Genomic DNA, 25,154 nt, shown 5'->3' with positions numbered 1-25,154 from the left:
CGGCGCTCGCATAGCGTGCGAGTACGCGCGAAAGGAGGTGGTCCAGGAAATGATTGATTCTAGGGCTCGCGAGGTGGCTGTCCGCTAGTCGCCGTTCCGCCTCGGCGCCGCCGCCCCGGCGGTGGCAACCGGTCGCGACGGTGACCGGCGAATACCAGGCAGTTACCCGGTCCCCGGACCGATGGACCCGTCCTGTCCATCGCCCGCCGTAAGCGGGAAGGTCCGGGGATCGTTCATGTCCGGGGGGCGTTCATGTCCGGGGGGACGCGGCGGGCCGTCCCCCGCCGGGAACGTTCAGGCGGAGGGTTTCGGTGCGGGGTCAGGCGACCCGCTTGAGCTGGGCCGAAAGGTGGGACTGGAGCTTCTGGCCCATGGCCGCCATGTCGTAGGCCCAGCCGAGGTCCTCGCCGATCATGCCGTACAGGCGGTGCCCGGCCGTCACCTCCTTGGCCGACTCCGTGCGGGCGACGACGTCCGTCTCCAGCTCCACCCGGCTGAACGCCACATTGCCGACGTAGATCTCGACGATGCCCGTCGGGTGCGCCAGCGTGACCTCCACCCCGTTCCCGGGACGCGGCCTCCAGTAGCCGGTCTCCGTGGCGAGCCGGCGCCCGAGCGTGCCGTCCTCCTCGATCAGCCAGGTCCGGCTCGCGTAGATGAGGAACGGCTTCCCGATGTGGGTGAAGGACAGCTCCTGCCCGAAGTTGAACGCCTCGATCGTGGGATAGCCGCCGACGCCGGCGCCCTCCCAGGTGCCGAGGAGGAACTTCAGCGGCTCAAGGTCCGGGTGCAGCTCAGGATCCATGGACACCGAGCGTAGCGGCGCACGCGCCCCCGCGTCCCGCGGGTGATCCCTCCAGGGCCGGGACAGACGTCCCTGTCCGGCGCCATGTCCCGGCCCGATCATTAGAGCCGTGTTCTACCTGTTCTTCGGGATCATCGCCGCCGGCTTCCTCGTCGTCGGCTGGGTCTGGCGCATCCGCTTCAGGAACCTGCGCCGCGCGACCGTGACGAACTGCGCCGGTGTGGCCGCTTTGAACGGCGTGCCCTGCCAGGTCACCGGGACGGCCCGGGCCGTCCACTCGGCCCCTTTCTCCGGGACGCCCTGCGCCTGGTACCGGGTCCGCGCCACGGCCAAGACCAAGACGGGCAAGCGCGTCTTCATGGACGAGAAGTCCAAGGCGCCGTTCTATCTGCAGGACGAGACGGGACAGTTCACCGTCCACCCTGAGGACGCGGCCGTTGACGCCGCCGTCCAGACGATGGACGAACGCAGACTCGCGAACGGGGACCTGCCGGGCCTCACGAGCACGGCCGAAGAGGTCAAGCGGTACCGCTACGAGGAATGGATCCTGCCGCCCGGGGAGCCGCTGTACATCCTCGGCACCGCGACGGGCACGTCGATCGGCAAGGACAAGGAGACCGGCCAGTACAGCATCAGCACGCGGACCCGCCGCCAGTTCGGCCGCCGCGCCCTGCTGTTCACGGCCATCGGCTACGGCGGTGGCGGGATCTTCCTGGTCTTCGCCGCCGTGGCGGCCATCCTCGAAGCCATGGAGGACGACTGAGCCCCACCTGAGCCGCCCTGCCCGAGCCCTACCTGAGCCGTCCGAGACGGATCGCCAGGAGGACGGCGGCGACCGCCACGAGCCCAAGCGCGAGGACGAGGATCCCCGCGTTCACCATCCCACCCATACCGCGAGATGCTACGCGGGCCGCCCGGGCTAGAGTGCGACTATGGCGAGACCACTGGTGATCAAGGTGACGGCGGGCGCGGACGCTCCCGAGCGCTGCAACCAGGCGTTCACGGTGGCCGCCGCCGCCGCGGCGAGCGGCGTGCCCGTCTCCCTCTGGCTGACCGGCGAGTCCGCGTGGTTCTCCCTCCCGGGACGGGCCGCCGAGTTCTCGCTACCCCACGCCACCCCCCTGGACGACCTCCTGACCGTGATCCTCACCGCCGGGCGCGTCACCCTCTGCACCCAGTGCGCGGCCCGACGCGACATCGGGCCGGACGACGTCCTCCCCGGCATCCGCATCGCCGGGGCGCCCACGTTCGTCGAGGAGATCACCATGGACGGCGTCCAGGCGCTCGTCTACTGACGTCACCGGCGTCCTGCGGGCGGACGCGGCAGCGGCGGCCAGGCCCGCCGCGGCGGCGCCGGCGAGGCCGAGCATGAGGTCCCCGACGGTGTCGCGGTAGACGGACACGCTCTCCGGGGTGTCGAGGATGAAGACGCCGTACTCGAAGAACTCCCAGAGGATCGCCGCGGCGGCGCCGATCCCGGTGCAGCACAACGCCAGCGTCCACGAACTGACACCGCCCCAGCGCCGGAGGGCCAGACCGGCGGCGGCGCACAGCAGCGCCCAGTTCCCGAAGTGGCAGGCGTCGTCGAACCACGCCACGGTGTCGTAGAGGTCGGCGGCGTTGCCCGCGACGTCGATGAGGAACGGCGCCGTCACGAGAAGGTCGATGTCCCACGGGAACGCCCTGCCCCGGCCGCGCAGCGCCCAGATCAGGGTGACGAGCATGACGGCGGCCGGATAGGCGGCCACGCGGACGCCCATCGCCTTGTCCGCGAACCGGTCCCACTCGGGGAAGACCACGGCGAACGCGAGGAGGACGGCCAGGGCGGCCTTGGCGGCGAGCGCGAGGGGACGCCAGCGTGAAGTATCCATGCCCGCAGCCTCGCCGCCAGGGAGCCGCCGCACATCGGCGCAGGTACTCAGATCCGCGTGAGTGACTCCGCCCGTGCGGACGGCGAAATCGACGGTAGAAGAGCCCTAGAACGGATATAGGTCAGCCGACGCCTCGTACCGACTGGAGCCACCGGATGGTCGAAATATCCGCATGGGCTTGGGCCGCGACGATCGCTCTGGTCATCGCGCTCTTCGTCCTCGATCTCGTGGTCGCCGTCCGGCGCCCCCACGCGGTCGGTATCAAGGAGGCGACCTTCTGGTCGGTCTTCTACATCGTCGTCGCGCTGCTGTTCGGCCTCGCCGTCTGGGCGTTCGCCGGGGCGACCGCGGGCACGGAGTACTACTCGGGCTACATCGTCGAGAAGAGCCTGTCGGTCGACAACCTCTTCGTGTTCGTGATCATCATGGCGCGGTTCGAGGTCCCCGCCGAGTACCAGCAGAAGACGCTGCTGTTCGGCATCGCGGCCGCGCTGATCCTCCGCGTCATCCTCATCGCGATCGGCGGCGCGGCGATCAGCCTGTTCTCCTTCACCTTCCTGATCTTCGGCCTGGTGCTGATCTGGACGGCGATCCAGCTCATCCGGCACCGCAACGAGGAACCCGACGTCGAGGACACCTTCCTGGTCCGCCGCGCCCGCAAGCTCTTCCCGCTGAGCAGCGACTACCACGGCGGCCGGATGCTCGCCCACGAGAACGGCCAGCGCGTCATGACACCGCTGCTGCTGGTGTTCGTCGCCATCGGCAGCACGGACGTCCTGTTCGCGCTGGACTCCATCCCCGCCGTGTACGGCATCACCCAGAGCGCGTTCCTCGTCTTCGCCGCCAACGCGTTCGCCCTGCTCGGCCTGCGCGCCCTCTACTTCCTCATCGAGGGGCTGCTGGAACGCCTGGTCTACCTGACGATCGGCCTGTCGGCGATCCTCGTCTTCATCGGCATCAAGCTGATCGTGCTGTTCCTGCACGAGGACGTTTCGGAATCGATCCCCGAGATCCCGACGCCGCTCTCCCTGGTCGTGATCCTGCTGATCCTGATCGTCACGACCATCGCCAGCCTGATCCGCGTCCGCGCCCACCCGGAGGAGAAGGCCAAGCCCGGTACCCTCCGCAAAACCAAGAAACAGGAGGAAGAGGAGCGCGCCCCCCGCTGACCCGCCTGCCGGGCTAGAGGAGGAGGCCGCCGGTGGCGCGGATGTTCTGGCCGGTGATCCATCGGGCGTCGGGACCGGCGAGGAACGCGACCACGTCGGCGATGTCGCCGGGCCGTCCCAGACGGCCCAGGGCGGTGAACGCCGTGGTCTGCTCCAGGGCCTCCGGCGGGTTCGTGGCGCGCAGCAGGTCCGTGTCGGTCGGGCCCGGCGAAACGGTGTTGACCGTTATGCCCCGCGCTCCGAACTCGCGTGCGGCGACGGCGGTGAACTGTTCCAGTGCCGCCTTGCTCGCGGAGTACAGCGCCAGGCCCGGGACGGGCAGCACCGTGTTGAGCGTCGAGACGTTGACGACGCGGCCGCCGTCGCGCAGCAGCGACTCCGCCCGGCGGATGGCCAGCAGCGGGAACTTCGTGTTCACCGTCATCACCCGGTCGAACAGTTCGGTGGTGATGTCGCGGATCGGGGTGGGCGGGTTGACGGCGGCGTTGTTGACCAGAATGTCGAGCCCGTCGGCGACCGGCTCGAACAGCGTGTCCAGGCTGCCGAGGTCCTCCTGGTCGGCGCGGACCGCGACCGTGCCCGCGACGTCCCGTACGAGCGCGTCGGCGGCGGCCTCGTCGTCCCGGTAGCTGAACACCACCCGCGCGCCGTCCCGGGCGAGGCGCCGGACGATGGCCTGGCCGATACCACGCGAACCGCCCGTCACCAGGGCCGTCCTACCGTTGAGCGTCATGGGCCCGGACGCTAGCCGGTGAGCCGCTCGGTGTATTGAAGGAATGCGCACAGCTCGGTCGGCGTGATCCCGGCCATCGCCCGCACCTCGCGGTTGAAGTGCGGCTGGTCGGCGTACCCGCAGGCGACGGCGTCCTGGAACGTGCCCGGCGGCGCGCTGAGCACCTGCGCGGCCCGCTGGAACCGCGCGACCCGCGCCACCGTCTTCGGGCTCAGCCCGATCTCCCGCCGGAACCCGGTCTCCAGCCTGCGGCGGCTGACGCCGAGTTCCGCGGCCAGGCTCCCCACCGTGATCCGGCCGGCCGTCTCCTGGAGCCGCCACCACCCGCACATCGCCGGACCGTCCGGCCGCTCGTCCGGGCACAGCCACGCGGTGAACAGGTCGTCCATCGCGGCGAACCGGGCCGCCGGGCCCGGTACCGCGGCGAGCCGGTCCACCAGTTCGTCCGCCCGGCGGCCGAGCAGGTCGCTCAACGGGACGGCCGCACCGGTCAACGCGTGCATCGGCGCCCCCAGCAGGGCCCGCGCCCCGGCGACCGTCAGCCCGACCGTGACGCCCCGCCGCCACCGCGCCTCCTCGTACACCATCGGCGCGCCCCTCGCCCCGAAGACCAGCGGCCCCGGCCCGTCCAGGTCGACGATCAAGGTGACGAGATTCAGCGGCAGCACCCTGCGCTGCGCGTCACCGGGCGTCCCGGAACGAAAGGCCCCGTACCCGGCGACATAAGGCCGCAGCCCCGGAACCGCCCGCCGAGCGACCGTCGCGCACCGCTCCTCCCCCACCCGCACCAGCACCGAATGCACCTGCGTCAAACCACACCCCTCACGACGTCCGGCACAGACCACACTCCAGCACGATCATGAGGTCGTCGAGCCCTCCGCCGCGAGGGTAGGGACGCCGCGGAACCTCCGGCATGGCTCCGCTCCCGTCAAGAAGGGCTGACGACCGTGCGGTCTCCGTCCGTCTCGTAGGCCACGACGTGGACGACCGGGAGGCGGGCCGTCTCCGTGGGCGCGCCGCCGGTGCGCGGGCCCGGCACCACCAGCAGCGGCGTCCCGCCCCGCCGGTCCGTCCCCTCCTCGCCGGAGTCCAGCTCGCCGACCGTCTTCAGCCGCGTGACGCTCGGGCCCGCCGCCGCCACCAGATGCCAGCGCCGGGGCGACCGCCACCACACGGCGGCGGCCATCGTCGCGGCGGAGGAGGTGATGTGGCTGTTCGTCCCGCCCCGCTCGGACAGCGCCCGCCCTCCGCCGGAGATCAGGATCGAGGTGCCCGGGGCGGCCCACTGCGAGGACGCGTCCACCGTCAGCAGCGTCGCCCGGCCGCCGCCGTCGGGCAACTCGCCGCTCCACAGATGGCCCAGGCGCAGGTCGCCCGACTCGCTCAGCGTCGCCGCCCCCTCGCAGGCGACGGCGTGCAGCGCCGCCCAGCGGAACCGCTCCCGATGCTCCGGCGGGTCGCCGAACGACACCCGCGGCGCCGCGGAATGCGGGTCGTGCGAGGCGAGCTGCGTGACCGTCCGCGGCGACCCGCCGGCGGCCGGCCGGAACGTCATCTGGAACACCACGTAGTTCTGGCAGCGCCGCGTGAACCAGTTCCACGGCAGCGGATCGCTCAGCCCGTCCCGGACCGCCACCGGCGTCCAGTCCGGAGAGCGCCCGGACGGCACCGCCGCCCGCACGTCCCGCAGCCATGGCGGGACGAGGTAACGCCACGTCATGCCCAGCATGATGAGCTGCCCCTCGCCCGTCCCGAGCCTGCGGACCGACTCCACGCCGCGCGACAGGCGCCGCTCGAAGTACTGCGCCACGCTGGGCGCGTCCCGCGAGCCGGAGGAGTCGCGCAGCACGACGAGGGACGCGCCGTCCACCGTCCCGGCGTACAGGACGATGACGCGGCCGAGCGGTGGGTGAAGGCGGTGGGCCCGCCAGGCGTCGGCGGCCCGGCGCAGCAGCCCGGCGTCGTGCCGCAGCCCGCCCTGGGCGGGCCACTCGTTGATGGAAGGCGTGCCCGTCGCCTGCCACGCGCGCGGGTCGATCGCGGCGGGCTCGCCCGGCCCCTCGCCAGGCCGGGTGACGACGAATCCGGCGACCGCCAGCAGCGCCGCCGTGAGCACGGCCGCCACGGCGGCACGCCAGGCGGGCCGGGCGGAACGCGGCGGGCGGAGCCGGACGACGTCGGGCTCGAACGCCTCGATCTCGGCCCGTTGAGCGGCCTCGTCCAGCCCCGTCCGGGCGTCCACGGCGGCGGTGGCCCGGTCCACGTCCCGGAAGTCGGCGTGGATGTGGAGGCCCAGCTCGGCGGCGACCTCGGGGGCGGTGAGGCCGTCGCGGCGCAGCAGGAAGGCGAGCCGCTCGTGCGGCGGCAGCTCCAGCAGCGCCGCCCGGACGGGCGACGGCGGGGCCGGCGCGGGCTCGAAGAACAGGCGGTGCAGCCGGTGCCGCCCGGTGGGCGGGTCGGTGAGCAGGATCGCGACGAGCCGCGCCCGCATGGCCGGGTAGCCGCCGTGCCGCACACGGGCCGCGCCCGCGGCGGCGCGGCGGGCGCGCACGAGCGGGGCGTCGCCGTCGTCCAGAACCAGGTACGCGAGCCGCAGCAGGCCGGCGTAGTGCTCGCGGTCCACCGTTCGCACCGGGGCACCTCCCACCGCATTGTGCGCAGCGCTCGGTAACAGCCGGGTTGAGAAGCCGCCGCCTCCGGAGAAGGCGGCGGACCTGGTGGACGGATTGTCATCGGCCGTTTACGCAGAGCACCGGGGGAAGGTTGCCCTGCAGAACACCGGGTTCCAGCAGGCGCGGACGGGGCCGCGCCGGCCCGGGTGAACGGGGGAGTACTGCGATGAGAGTCATGCTGAGAGCAAAATTGGACACCCAGACCTCCAATGAAGTACTCAAAGACGGCAGGCTGGCGGAGATCGTGGAGTCTCTGCTGCAGCGGCTCAATCCCGAGGCGGCCTACTTCGGCCCCACCGAGGGCGGACGGTCCTGCACCATCGTCTTCGACATGCAGGAGAGTTCATCGCTGCCGACCATCGCCGAGCCGCTCTTCCAGGAACTGGGCGCGAAGATCGAAATCCAACCGGTGATGAATCTGGAGGACATGCGGAAGGGCCTGGCCGCCCTGCGCTAGAGCCGAACCGGACTCAGCCCGCCCGCACGACCCGGCTCCGGATGGCACGAGCGGGGAGCCTCGGCCACGCGGGCGGGCAGCGGTCGCGATCGGGGGCCGACGGCGGGGCGGTCTCGTCCGGACGGGGCGGGTGGGACGGCGCGGCGAGGTCACGCCGTGGCGTTGACCATGGGGGCCTTGAGCGGGGGCGGGGCTTGGGGGGCGAGCAGGCGCTCCATCAGTACGTGCAGTTGGGCCCGGAAGGATTCGACGGCCGCCGGGTCGTCGGCCCTTCTCATCCCCTGGGAGCGGTTGAAGACTCCCGAGCCCAGGAAGCCGTGTACGCACCAGACCATGGTGCCGAGCAGGTAGTAGGTGTCGACGTCCGGGGGCACCAGGTCCCTGATCCTGCGGGAGACGAGTTTGAAGAGGGGCCGCACGTAGCGGTCCTCAAGCTCGGAGATGTCGGCGGCGTCGGCGACCGAACGCTGTGCCCATAGCGCACGGTTGTGCGGGTTCGCCACGTGGAAATCCAGATAGCCGTCCACGATCTCGTGGACGGCCGACCGCCCGGGGCCGGCCTGCGATACGACCGCCTCCAACATCGCCCGTTCCGCTTCGAAAGCCTGCCCCATGACCTCCATGTAGAGGGCGTACTTGTCCCCGGCGACCTCGATGACCGTCGAGGTGCTCACGCCCAGAGAGTCGGAGATGAGCTGCAGGGAGGTTCCGTCGTAGCCGAGCTCCCCGAACAGCCTGGTGGCGCAGTCAATGACGCGCTGATGTGCGATGACGTTCGGCATTCCGCCACGCTACGCGCAAACCCGTGAGACAGAACATGGTCAAAGCGGAGAATGCGTTCAAATCAGGGCAAATTTTGGACCGATCCACGGCAACCCTTCCGCGTTGCGTGGTTTAAGGTCTCCGCGGCCGTGGCCGATCCGGGCGAGACCGGCCAGGCGCACACCCTTGACCCGCTCACCAGGGCAGACTCTCTCACGTACCGGTCAGCCGGCCGGACCGATGGTTGAGGAGAGTTCTCGGTATGACCACCCCCGTCTGCGTCGTCCTTGGCGCCGGTCCCGGTCTGGGACTCGCCGTCGCCCGCCGCTTTGCCGTCGAGGGGCATTTCGCGGTGCTGGCCGCGCGAAAGGCCGACCAGGCCGAGTCCTTGGCCGCGCCCCTCCGGGACGAGGGGCACGGCGCGGAAGGCGTGGGCGTGGACCTGACCGATTCCGAGGACGTCACCGGCGTGATCCGCGGAATCGGGGAACGCCACGGCCGGATCGACGTCCTGCACTTCAACCCCAGCGCCTGGCGCGAGAAGGACCCGCTGCACCTCAGCGTTCCCGAACTGCTGGAGGACGTCGCCCTCGGGGCCGGCGCCCTGCTCCCCGCCGCCCAGTCCGCGCGGCCGTTCATGCCGGCCGGCGCCCGTCTGCTGGTCACCGGGTCCGCCGCGGCTGACGAACCGTGGCACGGCGCCGCGTCGCTGGGCGTCCAGAAGGCCGCCGTGCGCAACCTCGTCACCAGCCTCGACGCGACCCTGGCGCCGGACGGCATCCGCGCGGTGGCGGTCCAGATCAACGGCCTGCTCGGCAAGGAGGGGCCGTTCTCACCGGCTCCGATCGCCGACGCCATGTGGCGGGCCGTCACCAGGCCCGACGCCGCTTGGACACCGCACGTCCCCTACGACGGTTAGGCGTCGTTCGGCTTGACGCGCGGCTGCGCCAGGGGCTGATCATGCCGGGGAGGCGGGTCTGGAAGACCAGCACGCCGACCCAGGTCGGGCGCAGGGCGATGCGGGCCATGCGGGTCTCCGGATGGTCGGCTCCCGCGGGCGGCGCGGTGAACTCATCGCGATCCGGTGCGCGGGAAGCGTTGGCGCTCGTCCCGGTGCCCCACGTGTGGGCTAACTCAGTGCTGAGAGGCCGGACAGGTCGCGGGTGACCACGGTGTTGCGGTCGGTGGGACGGTTGCCCAGGGAGAGTTGGGGCCATTGACCGGCAAGTTCCTGGCGGCTGCGTTCGCTCCAGGCTCGGGCTTCGGAGCTGCGGGTCTTGTAGAAGTTCAGGGCGTAGCCGCCGGTGTGGACACGGAGGAGGGTGAAGCCGCCCGGGTATTCCTTGACGGCGCCTATCTCCTGCTGGACGACCCGGGGCGCCAAAGGGAAGACCGAGCGTTGGTTCCGGTGGGTGTGGCCCGCGTGGTGGAGGAAGACGCCGGGGGCCCGGTTGTAGGCCGAGAGGATTCTCAAGGATTGGCCCGCGTCCAGGGAACGGGTTCCGGTAATGGCGAGCGGGTCGTTCTCCACGAAGAGCGGGTGGTGGCCGAAGACGAGTGTGGGACGGTCCGGATCCTTCTTGAGCTCGGCCTCGAACCACGCTCGCTGGGTGGGCGACAAGCCGCCCGCGTCGCCGCCGTTGCCGGGCTTGTCGTAGGTGTCGAGGCCGATGACTCGGAGGCCGTTGAGGTTCCGGGTGAAGTAGCTCTCGCCGGACGCGGAGAAGGCGTCCTTGAAGCAGTCGTTGCCCTGGTGCTCGCCCGGGGTGCAGGAGGCGTAGGGCTCGCCGGAGTGGGCTCGGTCGTGGTTGCCTCGGGCAACCAGGTAGTCGCTGCCCAGGGTGCCGAACGTGTCGAGGATGTTCTTGGCGCTCCGCAGGTCGGCGGGGGCAGCTTCGCTTGTTATGTCGCCTGCGGCGAGGAGGTGTCGCGCGCCACGGAGGCGGGCGTCCTCGATCAGGGCCTTCGCCATGACTTCGGGGTAGGGCGGGTGGCCGGGGAGTTGTTCGATGCCTTCTATCCACGGGAGTTGGCCGACCAGGCCCGCGACCGTTTCGCCCAGGTGGAGGTCGTTGCACAGGGCGACTGAGAAGAGGTGGCGGCCCGGGGGCGGCTGCGGGGTCGTGAAGGCGGAGACGTCGCCGTGGGGGGTGCCTGCTGCCTGACCGAAGGCCAGGAATGTCGGGGTGGCCGCTCGGCCTCTGGAGAGGGCTTTGTAGTAGTACGTCCGGCCCGGTTCCAGGTCGGTCAGCTCTACGTAGTGGTACGGGGTGCCCGACGGGCCGTGGGCCGTGGACGTCAGGCGGGACGGATGCGTGCCGTAGACGACCTCGGCGTCGGACGGGGCGGGCTTCATGCGGCCCAGGCCGTCGTCCGTGCCGGGAACGCCGGTGTACCAGGTGAGGACGGCCGTCGTCTCGGTGACGGTGACCAGTTCCAGGTTCACCGGCTGGACGTTGTCCATCGCGTGGGCGGACGTGCCGTCGAGGGTGGGCACCAGGGAGGCGCTCGCGACGATGGCGCTCCAGCGCATGAGGTCGCGGCGGCTGGGCCGGCAGCAGATCATGGCCGTTACGGTGGCACCGGCGCGGCCGGACGGCCAGACCCAAAGAAACGGTCGCCGAGGACGAATCCCCGGCGGCCCTTTCCCCGGCGGCCTGGCTCAGCCCGCGACGGCCTTGAGGCGTTCCTCGCGGAGGCGGCCCGCCCAGGAGTCGTCCAGCGGCTGCAGCTCCGTGCCGGTCGCCCAGCGGAGAAGGAGGTCGGCGAGGCCCGGGTTCCGGACGAGGGCCGGGCCGTGCATGTACGTCCCGAGGACACGGCCGGTGTAGGCGCCCTCGAACCCGTCGCCGTTGCCGACGCCGTGCACGACCTGCGCGAACGGCTGGGCGTTCTGGCCGAGGTGGGTGACGCCCTGGTGGTTCTCGAAGCCGGTGATGCGGGGGACGTTCAGTTCGCCCGCGACGTCGCCGACGATCTCGCCGACGGCGCGCTGTTCGCCGCGGCCGGAGCGGATGTCGAGGAGGCCCAGGCCCGGAAGGAGCTGCCCCTCCTCGCCGCCGAACTCCCGGCCGAGGATCTGGTAGCCCGCGCAGACGCCGAACACGACGGCACCGGACTCGACGGCGCGGGCGAGGCCGCCGTCGTTGCCGAGGCGCTGCGCCGCGAGGATCTGCGGGCGGTCCTCGCCGCCGCCGAGCAGGTAGATGTCGCCGTCGGCCGGGACGGGCTCGTCCGAGCGGAGGTTCACGGTCTCGGTCGGGATGCCGCGCAGGGCGGCGCGGCGCTGCAGGACGATCGTGTTGCCCTGGTCGCCGTAGGTGCTGAGGAGGTCCGGGTAGATCCAGACGATCTTGATGCGGTCAGACGACACGGCCGTACCTCGTTCGGATGCTCTGGAAGGCGGTGTAGTTGGCGATCACGTCCAGGTGCCCGGGCGGGACGGTCATGACCGCCTCGTCGATGTCGTCCACGATGGTGAAGGACACCTCGGCGGCCTCCAGCCGGGCGGCGAGGTCGATGCGGCGTTCGCCGGTGACCCACACGGGACGGCCCTGGAGGATGCGGTAGTCGACGTCCCACAGCCACGACGTGTCGCGGCCGTCGGGGCCCTGCGCGTTGATCGACAGCGCGACGGGGCCGGGCTTGGGCTGCAGGACGTCGAACGCCTCCAGCCAGCCGGCGGGGTTCTTCGACAGCAGCAGCCGGATCTGCCGGCCCTCGTGCTCGACCGTGGTGTAGCGGCCGGCGACGGAGGTGACCTGCGACAGCAGCGGGAGCGCCTGCTCGGGCGGAACTCCGAACTGGGCGGTGACCGCCAGCGCGATCAGGGCGTTCGAGCGGTTCGCGCGGCCGGGCAGGGACAGGTCCGTGAGCGAGTACGTCCGGCCGTCCGGGGCGGTGACCGTGTCGCCCTTCAGCGCCCAGTCGGGGCGGGGACGGGCGAAGGTGCACTGGCGGCAGCTCCAGTCGCTGTCCTCGTCGGTGTCCTGCCGGTCGAGGGGCCCGCCGCATTCGGGGCAGCACCAGGAGTCCTCGCGCCAGTGCTGGCCCGCGGCGACCCACGTGACGCTCTTGGCGCTGGACGCGCCCCAGGTGACGAGCGGGTCGTCGCAGTTGGCGATGACGTGGCTCTGCGGGGACGCCTCCAGGGCGCGGCGCCACTTGCCGGCCAGGAGCCAGATCTCGGCGGCGCGGTCCATCTGGTCGCGGCTGAGGTTCATCAGCGCGACGACGTTGGCGCCCGTCCCGGCCAGGACCATCGGGACGTACTTCTCGTCACATTCGAGAACGCCGTACCGGGCTGTGGGCGCCGAGGCGAGGGCCGACACGTGACCGGTGGGCATGTTCGCGCCGAACGCGTTGGTCGCGATCTCCCCCAGCGGCGTCATCGCCGAGGTGATCAGCCGGGTCGTCGTCGTCTTGCCGTTGGTGGCGCTGACGAGGACGAGCTTGCGGTCTTTGGCGAGTCTGGTCAGCAGTTCGGGGTCGAGGCGGAGGCCGACCCGTCCGCCGATCACCGAGCCGTCCCCGCGGCCCGCCATGCGGGACATCTTGGCGGCCGTACGACCGAGCGCGACGGCCAGCTGCGAACGCAGCGGAAGATCGCTCATGGACTCCGTCTTCTCTGGATGCGCCGGGAAACCGCCTTGAGCCTAGCCGCTCGGCGCCTCGCTCGCGGCGCACCTGCGGTGTTGCGGGACGTCCCGCCGCCGCCCGGGAGGCGCCGATGTGATAAGCATCACAGGGCACCCGGTAAACCGGCGCGGCGAATCTTGACCAGTACCGACATGTCGTGATTCGGTGCGACCTCCGACTGCGGTGTGCCAGATTGCCAACCACGCGTCTGAGAACGGCGTCACCCACTACTTTTGTCGGGAGCCCTGCGGGTTTGCGGGGAAGCAAGGGCCGCCGCCGGTTCGGCGGACCCGATCGCAGCGTGGCAAAGCGGCTAAAAGGCGAGGTCTGAGCGATGCAGTGTCCGACGTGCGGGAATGACACGCCCGGGACGCTCGGCAAGTGTTCGCACTGCGAGGCCCCGATCGACGTGTACTCGGTCGGGCCCGTCGTCCCGCTGTCGGCCCCGGTCGCGGACGCGCCCGCGGCCGACTCCGCCGACGCGCTCGGCGACAGGACGATGATGGTGCCGCCGCCCACGCCCTCCTGGGCCTCCAACGCGGGGCCGCCCGCGACGCCCGACCTCGGGATGCCCTCGCAGACGGCCCCCGAACCTCCCGCCGCCATGCCCATGACGCCGTCGGCGCAGCCACCCGCGCAGACTCAGCCGCCCATGTCGGCGCAGCCACCCGGGCCAGGGCAACCGCCCGGGTCGGGGCAGCCGCCCCTTCGACTGTCCGTGGAGCCCTCCGACCCGCCCGTCCAGCAGCCGGCCGCCCCTGCCCAGCCCGCGGCTCCCGTCCGGCAGTCGCCGTTCGGCCTGCGGACCGAGGCGCCCGTCCAGCCGCCCGGCGGGCCGCAGGCCGCCATGCCGACACCGGTGTCGGGGACGCCGACGCCGCCCGGGTCGCCGCTTCCGCCCGTCGACCCCGAAGACACCGCCGCGTGGACGTTCAACCCCGATGAGGACGACGACGAGCCGGAGGCGTCCTCCCCGTCCGGCGGCTTCGGCGCTCCGCCGCCGCCCGCGTGGGGAGGCGGGCTGCCGGCGCTGCCCGCGAACGAGAACCCCGCACCGCCGGCCTCCGGCTCCGCGGAGGGCATGCCGAACACGTTCGGGCTGGAACCGCTGCCGGAACCCGCGGAGTCGATCGTCCCGGAGTCCTGGTTCGCGCAGCCGCGCAAACCCGAGGGCCCGGACGCCGAAGCGACCCAGATGTGGGGGCGGCAGCAGCCGGGCGCCGGCGCCCAGCAGCCGCCCACGATGCTCGACGCGGACGCGACGCAGATCGCGCCCGGCCAGGGGATGCACAATCCCGGCATGCCCGGCGGCCAGGGTTCGCCCATGGGCTTCGGCGGCGATTTCGACCAGACGCGCATGGACCCGGGCCAGCCCATGGCCGCGCCCCCTATGGCCCAGGGCCCCATGGTCCAGGGGCCGCCGATGGGCGGACCGATGGGCGGCCCCATGGGCCAGGGAATGCCCATGGGGCCGATGGGGCAGGGCGGGCCGGGCGGACCGGGCGACCCCGCGTACGGCGGCTACCCGCCGAACCAGGGCGGACGTCCGGGCGGCGGGACGAGCAAGCCGCTCATCGCCGCCGTCGCCGCCCTGGTCACGGTCGCGGTCGGCTCCGTGGTGTTCGTCGTGTGGCCGTCCGGCGGCAACTCGTCCGCCGATGGCGACCCCACGCCGGCGCCGTCCAACAAGCAGGTCGCGCAGAAGAACGAGATCCCGACCGAGACCAAGCAGCAGGCCGCGGCCGTGAACAAGATCCTGGACGACAGCGTCGCCACCCGCCGCGTCCTCGCCGGCGCGCTCGGCCGGGCGGGCAAGTGCAAGACGCTGCCGCAGGCGATCCAGGGGTTCGAGAAGGTCGCGCAGCACCGCCAGAACCAGCTGGTCCGCACGAAGAACCTCCAGGTCGGCAAGCTCGCGAACGGCGAGCGCCTGCGCGGGTCACTCGCCCAGGCCCTGACGGCGTCGCTGCAGGTCGACCAGGTTCTGCTGCGGTGGGCGCAGCAGAACCAGGCCAACTGCCGGGGCAAGCCGCGCCCGGCTGCGGCGAAGGTTCCCGGACGCGCGGCCAGTGAGCGGCGCGCGACGACGGCCAAGCAGAAGTTCGTCGTCCTGTGGAACCCCGTCGCCAAGAAGACGGGCCAGCCGGAACGCAGCTGGAAGCGGGTGTGACGGCCGGTCACGACCCGGTTGCGACCTTCGGGCGGGCCTCCGCGTCCCGTGACGGCGCAGTATCTTGTCACCGTTTGGGACTTCACGGGGTAGGGGGACCTGATGCGGTGCCAGGGCTGCGGGAACGACACCAATCCGGCGTTGCCCCGGTGCACGCGCTGCAACGCGCCCCTCGGCACATCGCCGGGCGGCGACGCGACTGCCCCCGACCGGCACGGCGGCGACGCGACCGCCCATGACCCGCCGGCGGACGACGCGACCGCCCGTGACCCGCTGGGCGGCGCGCCCGGCCCCGGTGAGCCGCTGCCGCCGCCGTGGACCTCGCCACCGCAGGACCCCGTCCAGTGGGAGTCCCCGCCGCCCGGACCACCGCCCGACCACACGACGCCCATGCCGCCGTCGGGCGAGACGTCGACGCAACTCTCCCCCGAGCCGTGGGCCGAACCGGTCTCCCCGGAGCCGTGGGCCGAGCCCGCGATCTGGCAGCCGCCCGCGCCGCCGAAGCGGAGCAGGGTCCCGTACTTCCTGGCCGCGGCGGGAGCCGTCCTTCTGATCGGGGTGGCCCTCGGCATCGTGTTCTGGCCGAGCGGATCGGGGACGCCCGCGCAGCCCGGGGACGGTGTCCCGTCCGCCGCGCAGAGCCAGGGCACCGAGCCCGCGACCGAGGAGCCCGGCGACGACGGCGACGTCGAAGCGCAGGCCGGGGCGGTGGACGACCTCCTGAAGGAGATGGGCGGCACCCGTTCCGACCTCGGCGGCGTGGTGGTCGACGGCTGCCCGGCGGACGGCCTGCGACGCGTCCTCGACGCGCGTCAGGGCCAGCTCGACCAGGCCCGCGCCCTCGACGTCCGCGCGCTCGACAACGGCGTCCAGATGAAGGACGCGCTGGTCCGCGCGCTGGAGGCGTCGACCGAGTCGAACCAGCGCTACCTGGACGTCGCACCCGGCTGCCCGACGGAGGCGGAGGTCGCGGACGTCAACCAGCGCGCGAGCGACGCCAAGAGCGAGTTCATCGACTACTGGACTCCCGTCGCCGAACAGGCCGGCCTCCCGGCCCGCACCGAGAGCGACATCTGATCGTCGTCACTCCGTGTCGTGGGGCTGGCCGAGGAAGGGCAGCCCCTTGGACAGGTCCTCGAAGGGGGCGACGAAACGCTCGAACCAGCTGAGAACGGGTTCCAGCCACTGCGTGACGCGCATCGTCTCGGCGACATGGTCGACCTGTTCGTCCTCCTCGAAGCCGATCGCGACGAGAGTGAGGTCCTGGTAGAAGCCCGCCTGGTCGTCGGCGCCGTACAGGGCGGTCAGGGCGATGGGACGGTTGCGTTCCAGTTCCATCGAAAGCGGATGGCGGCGCAGGGCGCGCAGGCGGTGGCCGAGCTTCGGGTCCGGCGGCTGCTTCAGACCGGGAAGCTGGTAGTCGAGGGGCGGGGCGGCGGCGTGCTTGTCGGGGACGCCCTCACCGTAAGGGAAGAGGCGGTCGAGTTCGTGCAGCCACCTGACCTGGGGGATGACCCAGTTCGGGCCGGGCGCGGTGCCCGCGGAGCCGCCGTCGAGGAGAAGTCCGGCGACCTCGGCGACGGCGGCGGTCAGGTCGGACGGCGGGTAGGCGGTGCGCAGCGACCGCGACCGCCGCGCCACCGCCCTTTCCACGACGGTCGCCAGGGCGCACTCGCGCAGCCGGGGCGTGAGCCGTGACCAGGCACGGCGCAGCTCGGGCGGAACCGCCGGCATCGGGCGGTTCACGACATGGGAGAGGACCAGCGTGTCGGCCCACAGCCGAAGCCAGGACCAGTCGGCGTGACCGGCGATGAGATCGGCCTCGCGCAGCTCGTAGAGGGTGCAGGCCCGCCCGGAACGGCACTCGCATCCACACGCCGCCGAGCGGCGGCCGTCCACGGGCGGCGGCGGGCCTGGCAACTCGGCCTCCCGTCCCTCCCCCAGCGGCACCCGCACCCGCAGCGGACGGTCCATGCCGTCCGCGAACACGGCCGCGACACCCGGTCGCAGCGACACGACCTCGCGGGACTGGTCGACGTCCAGGTTCATCGCCGCACCGACCTGGTGCCGGTCGTCGTAGGCGGGCAGCCGGTGCACGACCTTCAGCGCCGTGTTCTTGATGACGTCCGGGACGAGCTTCGTCGGGATCTGCTCCGCGACGATGATCCCCTCCCCGTACGCGCGGATCTCGGCGAGCATCCCGGCGAACAGCTCGACGGCGTGCGAACTGGTGCGCTCGGGGCCCCGGTTGCGCAGCAGCCGGTGCGCCTCCTCGATGACGATGACGTGCCGCAGAGCGGGCCCGTCGCTCCGGTCGCGGCGCCGCTCCCGCATCCGGAGATGCTCGACGATCCGGATGATGAGCGTCCCCATGAGGAACGCCTTGTCCTCGTCGTTCGCGACGTCCTCGATGGCGAGGACGATGTTGTCGCGGAGCATCCCGCCGATGTCGGCCGGGTGACCGCCCTCGAAGAACCGACCCGCCGACCCGATGCGCAGCGAACGCAACCGGACGTCCACGAAACCCTGCACGTCGGCCATCAGCTCACGCCCGTAACCCACGTCCGAGATGACCTGGAGCGCCGCGTTCTGCAACTGCTCCAACGTCGGAACAGCTGGCTCGATGAGTGAACCGGGAACACCCCCGCCCGTCACCACGTCCCACCCGTTGTTCTCGTAAACCCGCTGCAGGGCCTGCGCCATGATCTGCGGGAACGGCTCCTCGGCGTCGAACGCCGCCTGGAACAGCGCCCGCACCATGTCGATGTGCGCCTGCACCGGGTAGCCGGGCTCGGGCGCGAGCGGATTCACCGACAGCGGCACCGACCCCGGATCCGACGGATTCACCACCGTCACCGGCCCGCCGAGATCCCGGATGCGCCCCGCCATCGCCGCGTACTCCGACTTCGCCGGCTCGATCGCCAGCCACGGAATGCCCGCACGCGTCAACTGCTCCAGCAGATGCCGGACGGTCTGCGACTTGCCCGCACCCGTCGCTCCCGTCACGAACACATGCCGGTTGATCGTCGAACGCGGCACGGTGAGCCGCCCGACCTGCCGGTCCTGGCCGTCCAGGATCGCGCCCAGCTCGATCTGGGCCTCACCCTGCCCGCCGGTCTCGGACGTGACGTCGAAGTACCCGGCGTCCAGCACCCGCAGCCCCGGAACCTCACGCCGCGGCAACCCCGCCAACGCCGCAAGCGCCCCAGCGGTCGCCACGAACGGAAACCGCTGCTCCGGCTCGGCCATCCCCCGCACCGCACCCGCCGGGACGGGCGCCGCACCAGGGCTCAACATCTCCCCGAACGAGCCACTCCCCCGCCCCGACCGCAGCCGATACGGGTGATGCCCCAGCTCCATCGACCCGACCAGCACCGGCGCGATCTGGCTCAACTCGTCCTGCGTGGCGGCCCCCGCCACCACCCGGACCTGCCACAGCCCCGCCTCCCGGAACGCGTCCAACTCGGCAAGCCGCTGATCCGCCCGAGCCACAGCGAGCCGCGCCTGCTCGTCCTCCCCCCGCCGCAGCATCCGCAACTCGTGATGCAACTCCCGCATCTCCGAATCGATCAACCGCTCATCACACGGGTCAGCGACGACGAACCACCCGAACGGCCGCTCCATCAACGTGACAAGCGTCGCCTCGAACAGCCCAGGCCCGGCATCCGCCCCGGAGACCTGCGGTGCGAGCCTCCCGGGACACCGCGTCCACGCCATCCGCTCGGCCTGCCGCAACCACCCGTCCCCCACGGGCACCCCGCGGGCACCACTCGGAAACAACAGCCCATGCGACTCCGCCCCAGGCTCCGGCATCCCGATCGGCCCCGCATTAGTGATCAGCTCCAGCGGCGCCCCACCACCCGCCGACAACCACCCGACAACGAACGGCCGCCCCAACCGCGCCGCCGACAACGCCGCAGGCAGCACACTGACGAAGTCCCACTCAGCAGACGCGTCCCGCTGCGGCGCCGGAATGGCCAAGATCCGATACCAGGGCCCCGGCAGCACAAACTCCCCCGCCTCACGGGGCCCCCGCGCCTCCGGCACCCCCTGCGAGCCGCCCGCCCGCATCCCCGCCGGCGGCCCTCCCGGCGGCGGTGCTCCCGGAGGCAGCCCGGCCCCCCTCCGGTAGGGCGGCATCCCAGGCGACGACGAACCAGGGGAAGAAGTCACCCCAGCATCCTGACGCCCCACCCCACCCCAAGCCAATGCCCCACCAGGAAGACCCGGACCCCGGACGTGACCGCGGCCGGACGGATATCAGTATCATGTTCAAGCCCTGATAGATTGCCTACTATTAGCGCCAATGGTTCCAGCTGACCCAAAATGACCTATTCCAAGATCCCAGCTCGTCACCAACTACTATATCCTTTTCAAAGGTCGAAAATTGTACCGAGTAGCTAAAGTTTGACCTGCAGGGATTCGAGAAATGCATTTGTCCGACCAGCGTATGTGTCGATAATCCTCGATTCTATATGCTCATTAGACCAGACCGCCTCAGGCTCGAGGCCGATACACTGACTTGGCGTGGCAGGCACTCTGCGCTTAATAGGTTCAATTATCTTACAGTCAGCCTTTTTGACTGGACTCTGCCAGAAGAATCTAGGTATCGCCGGCAAAGCCTCCTTGTTTAGTTGACGAATTGGAGAACCCCACGCGCCAGAGACGTATGCACTCTTGGCAACCAGGATAATAAATATCGCCTCCTCGGAAAGCAGGCCAGCCTCATCGATAAACAAGGTCTTACTATAGAAAGCCACGTATGGGAACTCTGCCAGCATCACAGCGAAGGCGTGATCATCTTCACCAACTGGGACTTTGAATACAGAGCCCGCCACGAAGTCGATTCGCACGCCATTACCTCCACTCCTTGCAACCTAAACTTTGGCTAATATAATTCGGTCTATAGCCAGCCCCAAACTCGCCTCGCAGCACCCATGTACGTTGAACGCTCAGGCAGACCATCGGAAATTCCACGGATAGCATTTCCAGATGCCCCCCCTGCCGATTGTGCACCACCAAAGAAATCAATGAGGTTTTGCTCGCGACCACGAATTGCTTGATATGCAGTATCGCTGTGCCGTTGAGTTACAGGCAACGTCGCCTCAAGGTACTGATCCAGCACTGCAGGACCGTATCCCTCCGCATCCATGTGATGCCCGCTGTCGCGCGCAGCAACGATATCCACAGGGTTGCCATACCCCCTCGAACGACCGGTGTACACCTTCCCGGTCATAGGGTTCGTCTTTGTATACGTGACGTATTTGAGCCCGTCACAGTTGTGTACGAGGACCGCGCTGGTGCCTGTGAGTACATAGTAGGTGTGGTCAGTGTCGACGGCGAGGTTGTGGACGCGCTGGTATGCGGTGTGGGTCTTGACCGCGGTGATCTGGACGTAGGTGCCGACGCTGGTGCGGAGCCACATACCGGGCTTGAGGTCAGCTGCCTCAACCCACTGGTTGAGGTCACCGGCCACCCAGAAGGGGTGGTTGTCGGTCGCGACGGCGGCGCCGCTCTTGGCGAACTCGTGATTGAGCGCTTCGGTGGCGCTGGGTTGCGGCTCGTCTCCGGTCACCCGGAAGCGGAGTGGGGCGTCGGTGTTGACGGTAATCTGGACGAGGTGCTTGTCGCCCTTGGTGGTGATGGTGCCGAGGACGGGCTGGGGGCTGGTTTCTCCGGTTTCCGGGTCTGTGGCCAGTACCTTGTCGCCGACGTCGATGTCTTCGATGCCCCGGCGGCTGCCGTCGGCGAGGAGCACCTGCGTTCCGGGAACGAAACTGCTGCATTTCTTTGGTGAAGGCGTTGCGGGCGAAGATTTCTTTGGCGAAGTCTTCTTCGGCGACCGCTTCGGTGATGACGTCTTTGCTGGAGGAGGATCTGCGGGCGCCCCGCCTCCTGCCCCCTTCGGCGGATCCGGCGCGTCGTTCCCCTTCTTCGCCAACTGCTTCATGAGTGCCCGGAGGAATCTACTACCCGGCTTGAAAAGTTTGCCGATAAACGGGATGAACCCAGCCGCGGACCATGCGCATGCACCGGCACTCTTGCCGGTGAGACAACTCCAAGCGTCACGGACACCGAAGATGAGATCAAGTGCGTTTATCACCACAGGGAGCCAGCCTGTGGTAGGCGGCGGGCCAGGGTTGTTCACGGCCAGCCGTTCCCTGATCCACCGGTCCTTCGCGCAACGATATGTCGCCACATCTGCGGGGCTGCATCCGCCGTAGGAGGCCATCGCGCGATGGACTCTCGAGGATCCTCCGGAGGACCATCCTCTCGACCAGTCTCTTGAACCGCCTGGCCTTGCGTGGGGGCCGGTGTGGGCGAAGTCTGCGGAGCAGGAGTTTCCCGGACAGGTGCCGCTGGGATCCGCGAAGGTGGCGGGGCTGTTGTTGGCGTAGGTGTAGCCGTTCATCTGCTGGGGGTCGGCCTGGTTCAGGACAGGGTCGACGGAGATGAAGCGGCCCGTTTCGGGGTCGTATTCACGAGCGCCGAGGTGGGTAAGGCCGGTGGGGTCTTGGGTGGCTCCGAGGAAGCCCTTGTCGTTGGGCCAGGTGGCGTCGTCGTCCAGGCTGCGGACGGCGCCGAAGGGTGTGAAGCGGCGGACGGTGCCGGCCTGGGTGGCGGCGTCCACGGCGATCTGCGCGGTGCCTTGGTGGTCGGCGGTCAGGTAGGTGACGGTGCCGTCGGTGGTGCGCATTGCGACGGGTTGGTCACCGAGGCTGTAGTAGCGGGTTCCCGTGGCGGTGCTTGCGCCGTTGTAGGCGCGCAGTTCGGTGCCGCCGAGGTAGAGGGTGGACCCGGTGGGGTCTTTTCGGATCAGACGGTTACCGCCGGCGTCGTAGACGAAGGTGACGTCGTTGCCTTCTTCGGAGGACTTGGCCAGTTCGCCTTCGGTGTTCCACTCGAAGGTCTGGGTGCTGCCGGTGGGGGTTTCGGTGGTTTGGATCGCGGTGGTGTTGCCGACCGCGTCGTAGCCATAGGTGCGGGTGCGGTCGCCGTCAGGGCCGGTTTCGACGAGTGTGTTCAGGCGGCTGCCGCTTCCTGGGGCGGCGTAGGTGTAGGTGCGGACGGTGTCGGTGTCGCCACCGATGCCGTGCTGGATTTGTTTGGTGCGGTTGCCGGCCTTGTCGTAGGTGAAGGAATGCCAGTACGGGGCCGGGCCGCCGATGAGGTTGTCAGCGGGTTCGGAGGCGCAGGCGTCGGTGGTTCCTTGCGTCCAGGCTTGGGTGAGGCGCTGGAAGTGGTCGTAGGTGAAGCATTGGTTGTCGACACCGTCCTGGGAGGCGTCGCTGATTGAGGTGATGGTGCCCGCATCGGTGTAGTGGTAGGTGGCGGCGCGGGCGAACCCGGCGATGCCTTCGCGGTAGGTGGCGGCGTGATCGAGCCGCCGGGTGCCGTACTGGTACTGGAAGGTTTGGAAGGCGCGTTTCCCGGGGGACCCGTAGTCGACGATCTGGACTTCACCGGTCTTCCGGTAGTTGATGTCGCCGATGTAGGTGTGCAGGTCGCTGGACAGTTTGGTGGGACGGGCGAACTCGTCGTAGCTGGGAGTAAGGGTTTCGTAGGGCAGGCCGCCGGCGACGGGTGGCCTGAAGGACTGAAGCGTGCCGTCGCTGTTGTATTCGGCGACCATGGAATAGGTTCCCGCCAGCGCGCCCTCGGTTGAGGGAATGGTCACCGTGGCGCTGTGAACGCGTCCCATCTCGTCGTATTCGCGGATGTTGCTGGTGTATTGGGCGCCATTGTGGTGGCGTGTCGCGCTGGCCGGTTTGCCTTTGCCTCGTCTTACGGTGTCGTAGGTGAAGGAGGTGAGCTTGCTGCCGTCGGCTGAGCCGTCGCGGGTGTCGGTGACGCGGCCCAAACCGTCGTAGTCGGCGAAGATGCTCTTGCCGCGCGCGTCGGTAGTGGAGACGAGGCGGTCGAGGTCGTCGTAGGTGAAGGTGGTGGTTCCCTTGTCAGGGTCGGTGGTCTGGGTCTTGCGGCCGCGCAGGTCGTAGGTGGTGGTCCAGACATTGCCGGACGGGTCGGTCACCGAGGAGATCTGGCCGGCGGGGGTGTAGGCGTAGGTGGTGGCGTCGTAGTCGCCGGTGGGGGTGGCGGCCTTGTACTGGCGGCGTTCGACGACCTGGCCGAGGGCGTTGGTGATCTGGGCGGTGGGGGTGGCGCCGTCGGGTGGGGTGACCGAGACACGGTTGCCGCCGCCGTAGTCGTAGGTGGTTCGCCACAGTTCCGCGTCCGGCTGGGAGCCGTTGCCGGTCGTGAGGCGCTGGACGGTCGGACGGCCCAGGCCGTCATAGCTTGTGCGGGTCTGGGTCTCGACCGCGCCCGGGGTGCCGACGCCGAACAGCTCGGTTTCGGGGGTGCCCGTCGCCGGATAGGCGGCGTAGGTTTTGACGGCCTGGCCGCGGTCGTCGTAGAAGGTGTCGGTGATCAGCCGTGCCGACTGGCCCTCGGGCGCCTGCGTGGGCGTCTGGGTCTGCCGGGGACGCAGCCATCCGTCCAGCAGACTGATGCCGGTGACGCGCAGGCTTCCGGCGACGATGGCCTTGGAGGTGACCGTGACGATCTCGCCGTCGGCGAATCGGTACTTGTACTCGTGGCTGGGGTCGTCGCCGTTGGCCTTGGACCGATCGGGCCGCCACACCTTCCGCAGCCGCCCCAGGCCGTCGTAGACCAGGTCGGTGACCTGGCCGTTGGCGTCGGTGGCGCGGACCGGCTGCCCCCAGGCCGGATCGAGTTCCTGGCTCGAGGTCAGCGCCGTGGACGGATCGGCGGGGTCGGGCGGCGGCGTGGTCGAGGTCACCTTGGTGGTGAGCCCCTGGGTTTCGGTGTAGGCGGTGGTCGTCACCTGGCCGAGTGCGTCCTTGGACCGCGTGACGCGCCCGTAGGGGTCGTAGGTGTTCTCGATCTCGGTCACATAGACCGGGGTGCCGCCGTCGTAGCCTGAGACGTTCTCGACCTTGGTCGCCCGGCCCTGGCTCGGAGCGGCACCGTAGGCTTGGTCGTCGTAGAAGGTCCGGACATCGGAGAGGACCTCGTCCGGGCGGTCGGCTGCGGCCGTGCAGGCCGCCGCGACGGTCTCCACGCGAGCCGGATAGTCCACCATCCAGGCGCCGGTGTTGTCGGCATAGGTGGTCCGGGTGCACTTGTCGTCGACATCGGTGGTGACGTCACCGAGATCGTCGACAGAGGTGACGCGTCCGACGCCGGGGCCGGACGCCTTGAACGTGTTGTCGATCTTGGTTTGGTGCGAGCCGCCACCGTCCTTGGCCGTCCAGGTGCGGGCGGTGTCGACGCCGATCACGTTTGCGGTGACGGTGCCCCAGGATCGGGTTCGTGAGGCGGTCTGCGCCCGCCACGGCGTGTTGACGGTCTTGCTGTGGACGCTGCCGCCCGGCTCGGTGTACTGCACCGTCTTGAGCGGGAAACCGACGAGGGCGTTGTGGTCGGTGTGAGTGCCGCCCTCTCCGTCAGAGACGGTGACGCTCTTGGTCCCGCCGGACCTGGTCCGACGGTCCCCGTCCATGCCGCGCATGTAATAGGTGTCGGATCGAGTGGCGGGGTCGGCGAAATCGCCGGTGAATGTGCGGACGTGGCCGTACCCGCGCCACTGCGACCAGGTCTTGTCCTTCTCTTTGGTCAGCCCGTCATCGTCGTCGAAATGCCAGGCCGCACCACCCACGTACTCGTACTTGGTGGCCATGTCCGGGGCGAGTCCGGTGCGGTCGGTCTGAATGACGGACGTCACCATGAGGTGCCCCGGATCTTCCGGACAGGGCCCCAACTAGAGTTGGGGAGAGAACCGGAAAGGAAGGCCGTTGGCACGACAGAGGCGGCATTTCACCCAGGAGCACAAGGACGAGATCGTCCGCATGGT

Annotated in this window: 18 protein-coding genes; 7 read left to right on the top strand and 11 right to left on the bottom strand. The window is 70.0% G+C overall.

The window, feature by feature from the left end:
- Positions 1-319 precede the first annotated feature (319 nt).
- Entirely contained in the window at positions 320-805 is a 486-nt protein-coding gene (locus ACTWPP_RS40275; protein ID WP_443109736.1) for an FABP family protein, read from the bottom strand.
- Positions 806-914: 109 nt separating this feature from the next.
- Between ACTWPP_RS40275 and ACTWPP_RS40270 the strand changes: the two genes are divergently transcribed.
- The 3 genes from ACTWPP_RS40270 (at position 915) to ACTWPP_RS40260 (ending at position 3,845) form a co-directional block, all read left to right on the top strand.
- A complete protein-coding gene (locus ACTWPP_RS40270) occupies positions 915-1,568 on the top strand; it encodes a GIDE domain-containing protein (RefSeq protein ID WP_443109735.1) in 654 nt (217 codons plus the stop codon).
- A 169-nt stretch (positions 1,569-1,737) separates the two neighbouring features.
- Positions 1,738-2,100 (top strand): DsrE family protein, encoded by a 363-nt coding sequence (locus tag ACTWPP_RS40265; protein ID WP_443109734.1) that lies wholly within the window; start codon positions 1,738-1,740, stop codon positions 2,098-2,100.
- A gap of 731 nt (positions 2,101-2,831) precedes the next feature.
- Positions 2,832-3,845 (top strand): TerC family protein, encoded by a 1,014-nt coding sequence (locus ACTWPP_RS40260; protein ID WP_443109733.1) that lies wholly within the window; start codon positions 2,832-2,834, stop codon positions 3,843-3,845.
- Between the two features lie 13 nt (positions 3,846-3,858).
- Here ACTWPP_RS40260 and ACTWPP_RS40255 read toward each other — a convergent pair whose 3' ends face one another.
- The 3 genes from ACTWPP_RS40255 to ACTWPP_RS40245 all read right to left on the bottom strand — a co-directional run bounded on the left by ACTWPP_RS40255 (position 3,859) and on the right by ACTWPP_RS40245 (position 7,210).
- A complete protein-coding gene (locus ACTWPP_RS40255) occupies positions 3,859-4,578 on the bottom strand; it encodes an SDR family oxidoreductase (protein WP_443109732.1) in 720 nt (239 codons plus the stop codon).
- 11 nt (positions 4,579-4,589) lie between these two features.
- Positions 4,590-5,381, bottom strand: a complete 792-nt coding sequence (locus ACTWPP_RS40250) for a helix-turn-helix domain-containing protein (RefSeq protein ID WP_443109801.1) — start codon at positions 5,379-5,381, stop codon at positions 4,590-4,592.
- 125 nt (positions 5,382-5,506) lie between these two features.
- Positions 5,507-7,210, bottom strand: a complete 1,704-nt coding sequence (locus ACTWPP_RS40245) for a sigma factor-like helix-turn-helix DNA-binding protein (RefSeq protein WP_443109731.1) — start codon at positions 7,208-7,210, stop codon at positions 5,507-5,509.
- Positions 7,211-7,416: 206 nt separating this feature from the next.
- Between ACTWPP_RS40245 and ACTWPP_RS40240 the strand changes: the two genes are divergently transcribed.
- The gene (locus tag ACTWPP_RS40240) at positions 7,417-7,707 is read left to right on the top strand and encodes a DUF3303 family protein (RefSeq protein ID WP_443109730.1); all 291 of its coding nucleotides are present in this window, start codon (positions 7,417-7,419) and stop codon (positions 7,705-7,707) included.
- 149 nt (positions 7,708-7,856) lie between these two features.
- Here ACTWPP_RS40240 and ACTWPP_RS40235 read toward each other — a convergent pair whose 3' ends face one another.
- Positions 7,857-8,489, bottom strand: a complete 633-nt coding sequence (locus ACTWPP_RS40235; RefSeq protein ID WP_443109729.1) for a TetR/AcrR family transcriptional regulator — start codon at positions 8,487-8,489, stop codon at positions 7,857-7,859.
- 242 nt (positions 8,490-8,731) lie between these two features.
- Here ACTWPP_RS40235 and ACTWPP_RS40230 point away from each other — a divergent pair, with 242 nt between their 5' ends.
- Positions 8,732-9,388, top strand: a complete 657-nt coding sequence (locus ACTWPP_RS40230) for an SDR family oxidoreductase (protein ID WP_443109728.1) — start codon at positions 8,732-8,734, stop codon at positions 9,386-9,388.
- A 210-nt stretch (positions 9,389-9,598) separates the two neighbouring features.
- Here the strand turns inward: ACTWPP_RS40230 and ACTWPP_RS40225 are convergent, their stop codons facing one another.
- The 3 genes from ACTWPP_RS40225 to ACTWPP_RS40215 form a co-directional block, all read right to left on the bottom strand.
- Entirely contained in the window at positions 9,599-11,035 is a 1,437-nt protein-coding gene (locus tag ACTWPP_RS40225; RefSeq protein ID WP_443109727.1) for a metallophosphoesterase, read from the bottom strand.
- A gap of 96 nt (positions 11,036-11,131) precedes the next feature.
- Positions 11,132-11,842, bottom strand: a complete 711-nt coding sequence (locus ACTWPP_RS40220; RefSeq protein ID WP_443109726.1) for a type 1 glutamine amidotransferase — start codon at positions 11,840-11,842, stop codon at positions 11,132-11,134.
- The gene (locus ACTWPP_RS40215; RefSeq protein WP_443109725.1) at positions 11,832-13,082 is read right to left on the bottom strand and encodes a MurT ligase domain-containing protein; all 1,251 of its coding nucleotides are present in this window, start codon (positions 13,080-13,082) and stop codon (positions 11,832-11,834) included. The genes ACTWPP_RS40220 and ACTWPP_RS40215 overlap by 11 nt, the downstream gene beginning before the upstream one ends.
- Before the next feature lie 359 nt (positions 13,083-13,441).
- Here ACTWPP_RS40215 and ACTWPP_RS40210 point away from each other — a divergent pair, with 359 nt between their 5' ends.
- Together ACTWPP_RS40210 and ACTWPP_RS40205 are read left to right on the top strand one after the other, a co-directional pair.
- Entirely contained in the window at positions 13,442-15,277 is a 1,836-nt protein-coding gene (locus ACTWPP_RS40210; RefSeq protein ID WP_443109724.1) for a hypothetical protein, read from the top strand.
- Positions 15,278-15,379: 102 nt separating this feature from the next.
- Positions 15,380-16,354: a hypothetical protein gene (locus ACTWPP_RS40205; protein ID WP_443109723.1), complete on the top strand. Its 975-nt coding sequence runs from the start codon at positions 15,380-15,382 to the stop codon at positions 16,352-16,354.
- Between the two features lie 6 nt (positions 16,355-16,360).
- Here the strand turns inward: ACTWPP_RS40205 and ACTWPP_RS40200 are convergent, their stop codons facing one another.
- The 3 genes from ACTWPP_RS40200 to ACTWPP_RS40190 form a co-directional block, all read right to left on the bottom strand.
- The gene (locus tag ACTWPP_RS40200) at positions 16,361-18,850 is read right to left on the bottom strand and encodes an ATP-binding protein (protein ID WP_443109722.1); all 2,490 of its coding nucleotides are present in this window, start codon (positions 18,848-18,850) and stop codon (positions 16,361-16,363) included.
- Between the two features lie 827 nt (positions 18,851-19,677).
- The gene (locus tag ACTWPP_RS40195) at positions 19,678-20,130 is read right to left on the bottom strand and encodes a hypothetical protein (RefSeq protein WP_443109721.1); all 453 of its coding nucleotides are present in this window, start codon (positions 20,128-20,130) and stop codon (positions 19,678-19,680) included.
- Between the two features lie 50 nt (positions 20,131-20,180).
- A complete protein-coding gene (locus ACTWPP_RS40190) occupies positions 20,181-25,028 on the bottom strand; it encodes an RHS repeat-associated core domain-containing protein (protein WP_443109720.1) in 4,848 nt (1,615 codons plus the stop codon).
- Between the last annotated feature and the right edge of the window lie 126 nt (positions 25,029-25,154).

It is taken from the genome of Actinomadura sp. 3N407, from assembly GCF_052245875.1.
In the GTDB taxonomy this organism is placed as follows: Bacteria; Actinomycetota; Actinomycetes; order Streptosporangiales; family Streptosporangiaceae; genus Spirillospora.
The sequence above is the reverse complement of the archived record's forward strand: the minus strand, read 5'-3'. Positions and strand labels throughout refer to the sequence as shown.

Coding starts and splice junctions, on each gene's coding strand:
- ACTWPP_RS40275 (WP_443109736.1), bottom strand. CDS start 805: ATGGATCCTGAGCTGCACCCGGACCTTGAGCCGCTGAAGTTCCTCCTC.
- ACTWPP_RS40265 (WP_443109734.1), top strand. CDS start 1,738: ATGGCGAGACCACTGGTGATCAAGGTGACGGCGGGCGCGGACGCTCCC.
- ACTWPP_RS40260 (WP_443109733.1), top strand. CDS start 2,832: ATGGTCGAAATATCCGCATGGGCTTGGGCCGCGACGATCGCTCTGGTC.
- ACTWPP_RS40255 (WP_443109732.1), bottom strand. CDS start 4,578: ATGACGCTCAACGGTAGGACGGCCCTGGTGACGGGCGGTTCGCGTGGT.
- ACTWPP_RS40240 (WP_443109730.1), top strand. CDS start 7,417: ATGAGAGTCATGCTGAGAGCAAAATTGGACACCCAGACCTCCAATGAA.
- ACTWPP_RS40235 (WP_443109729.1), bottom strand. CDS start 8,489: ATGCCGAACGTCATCGCACATCAGCGCGTCATTGACTGCGCCACCAGG.
- ACTWPP_RS40230 (WP_443109728.1), top strand. CDS start 8,732: ATGACCACCCCCGTCTGCGTCGTCCTTGGCGCCGGTCCCGGTCTGGGA.
- ACTWPP_RS40225 (WP_443109727.1), bottom strand. CDS start 11,035: ATGATCTGCTGCCGGCCCAGCCGCCGCGACCTCATGCGCTGGAGCGCC.
- ACTWPP_RS40215 (WP_443109725.1), bottom strand. CDS start 13,082: ATGAGCGATCTTCCGCTGCGTTCGCAGCTGGCCGTCGCGCTCGGTCGT.
- ACTWPP_RS40210 (WP_443109724.1), top strand. CDS start 13,442: ATGCAGTGTCCGACGTGCGGGAATGACACGCCCGGGACGCTCGGCAAG.
- ACTWPP_RS40205 (WP_443109723.1), top strand. CDS start 15,380: ATGCGGTGCCAGGGCTGCGGGAACGACACCAATCCGGCGTTGCCCCGG.
- ACTWPP_RS40190 (WP_443109720.1), bottom strand. CDS start 25,028: ATGGTGACGTCCGTCATTCAGACCGACCGCACCGGACTCGCCCCGGAC.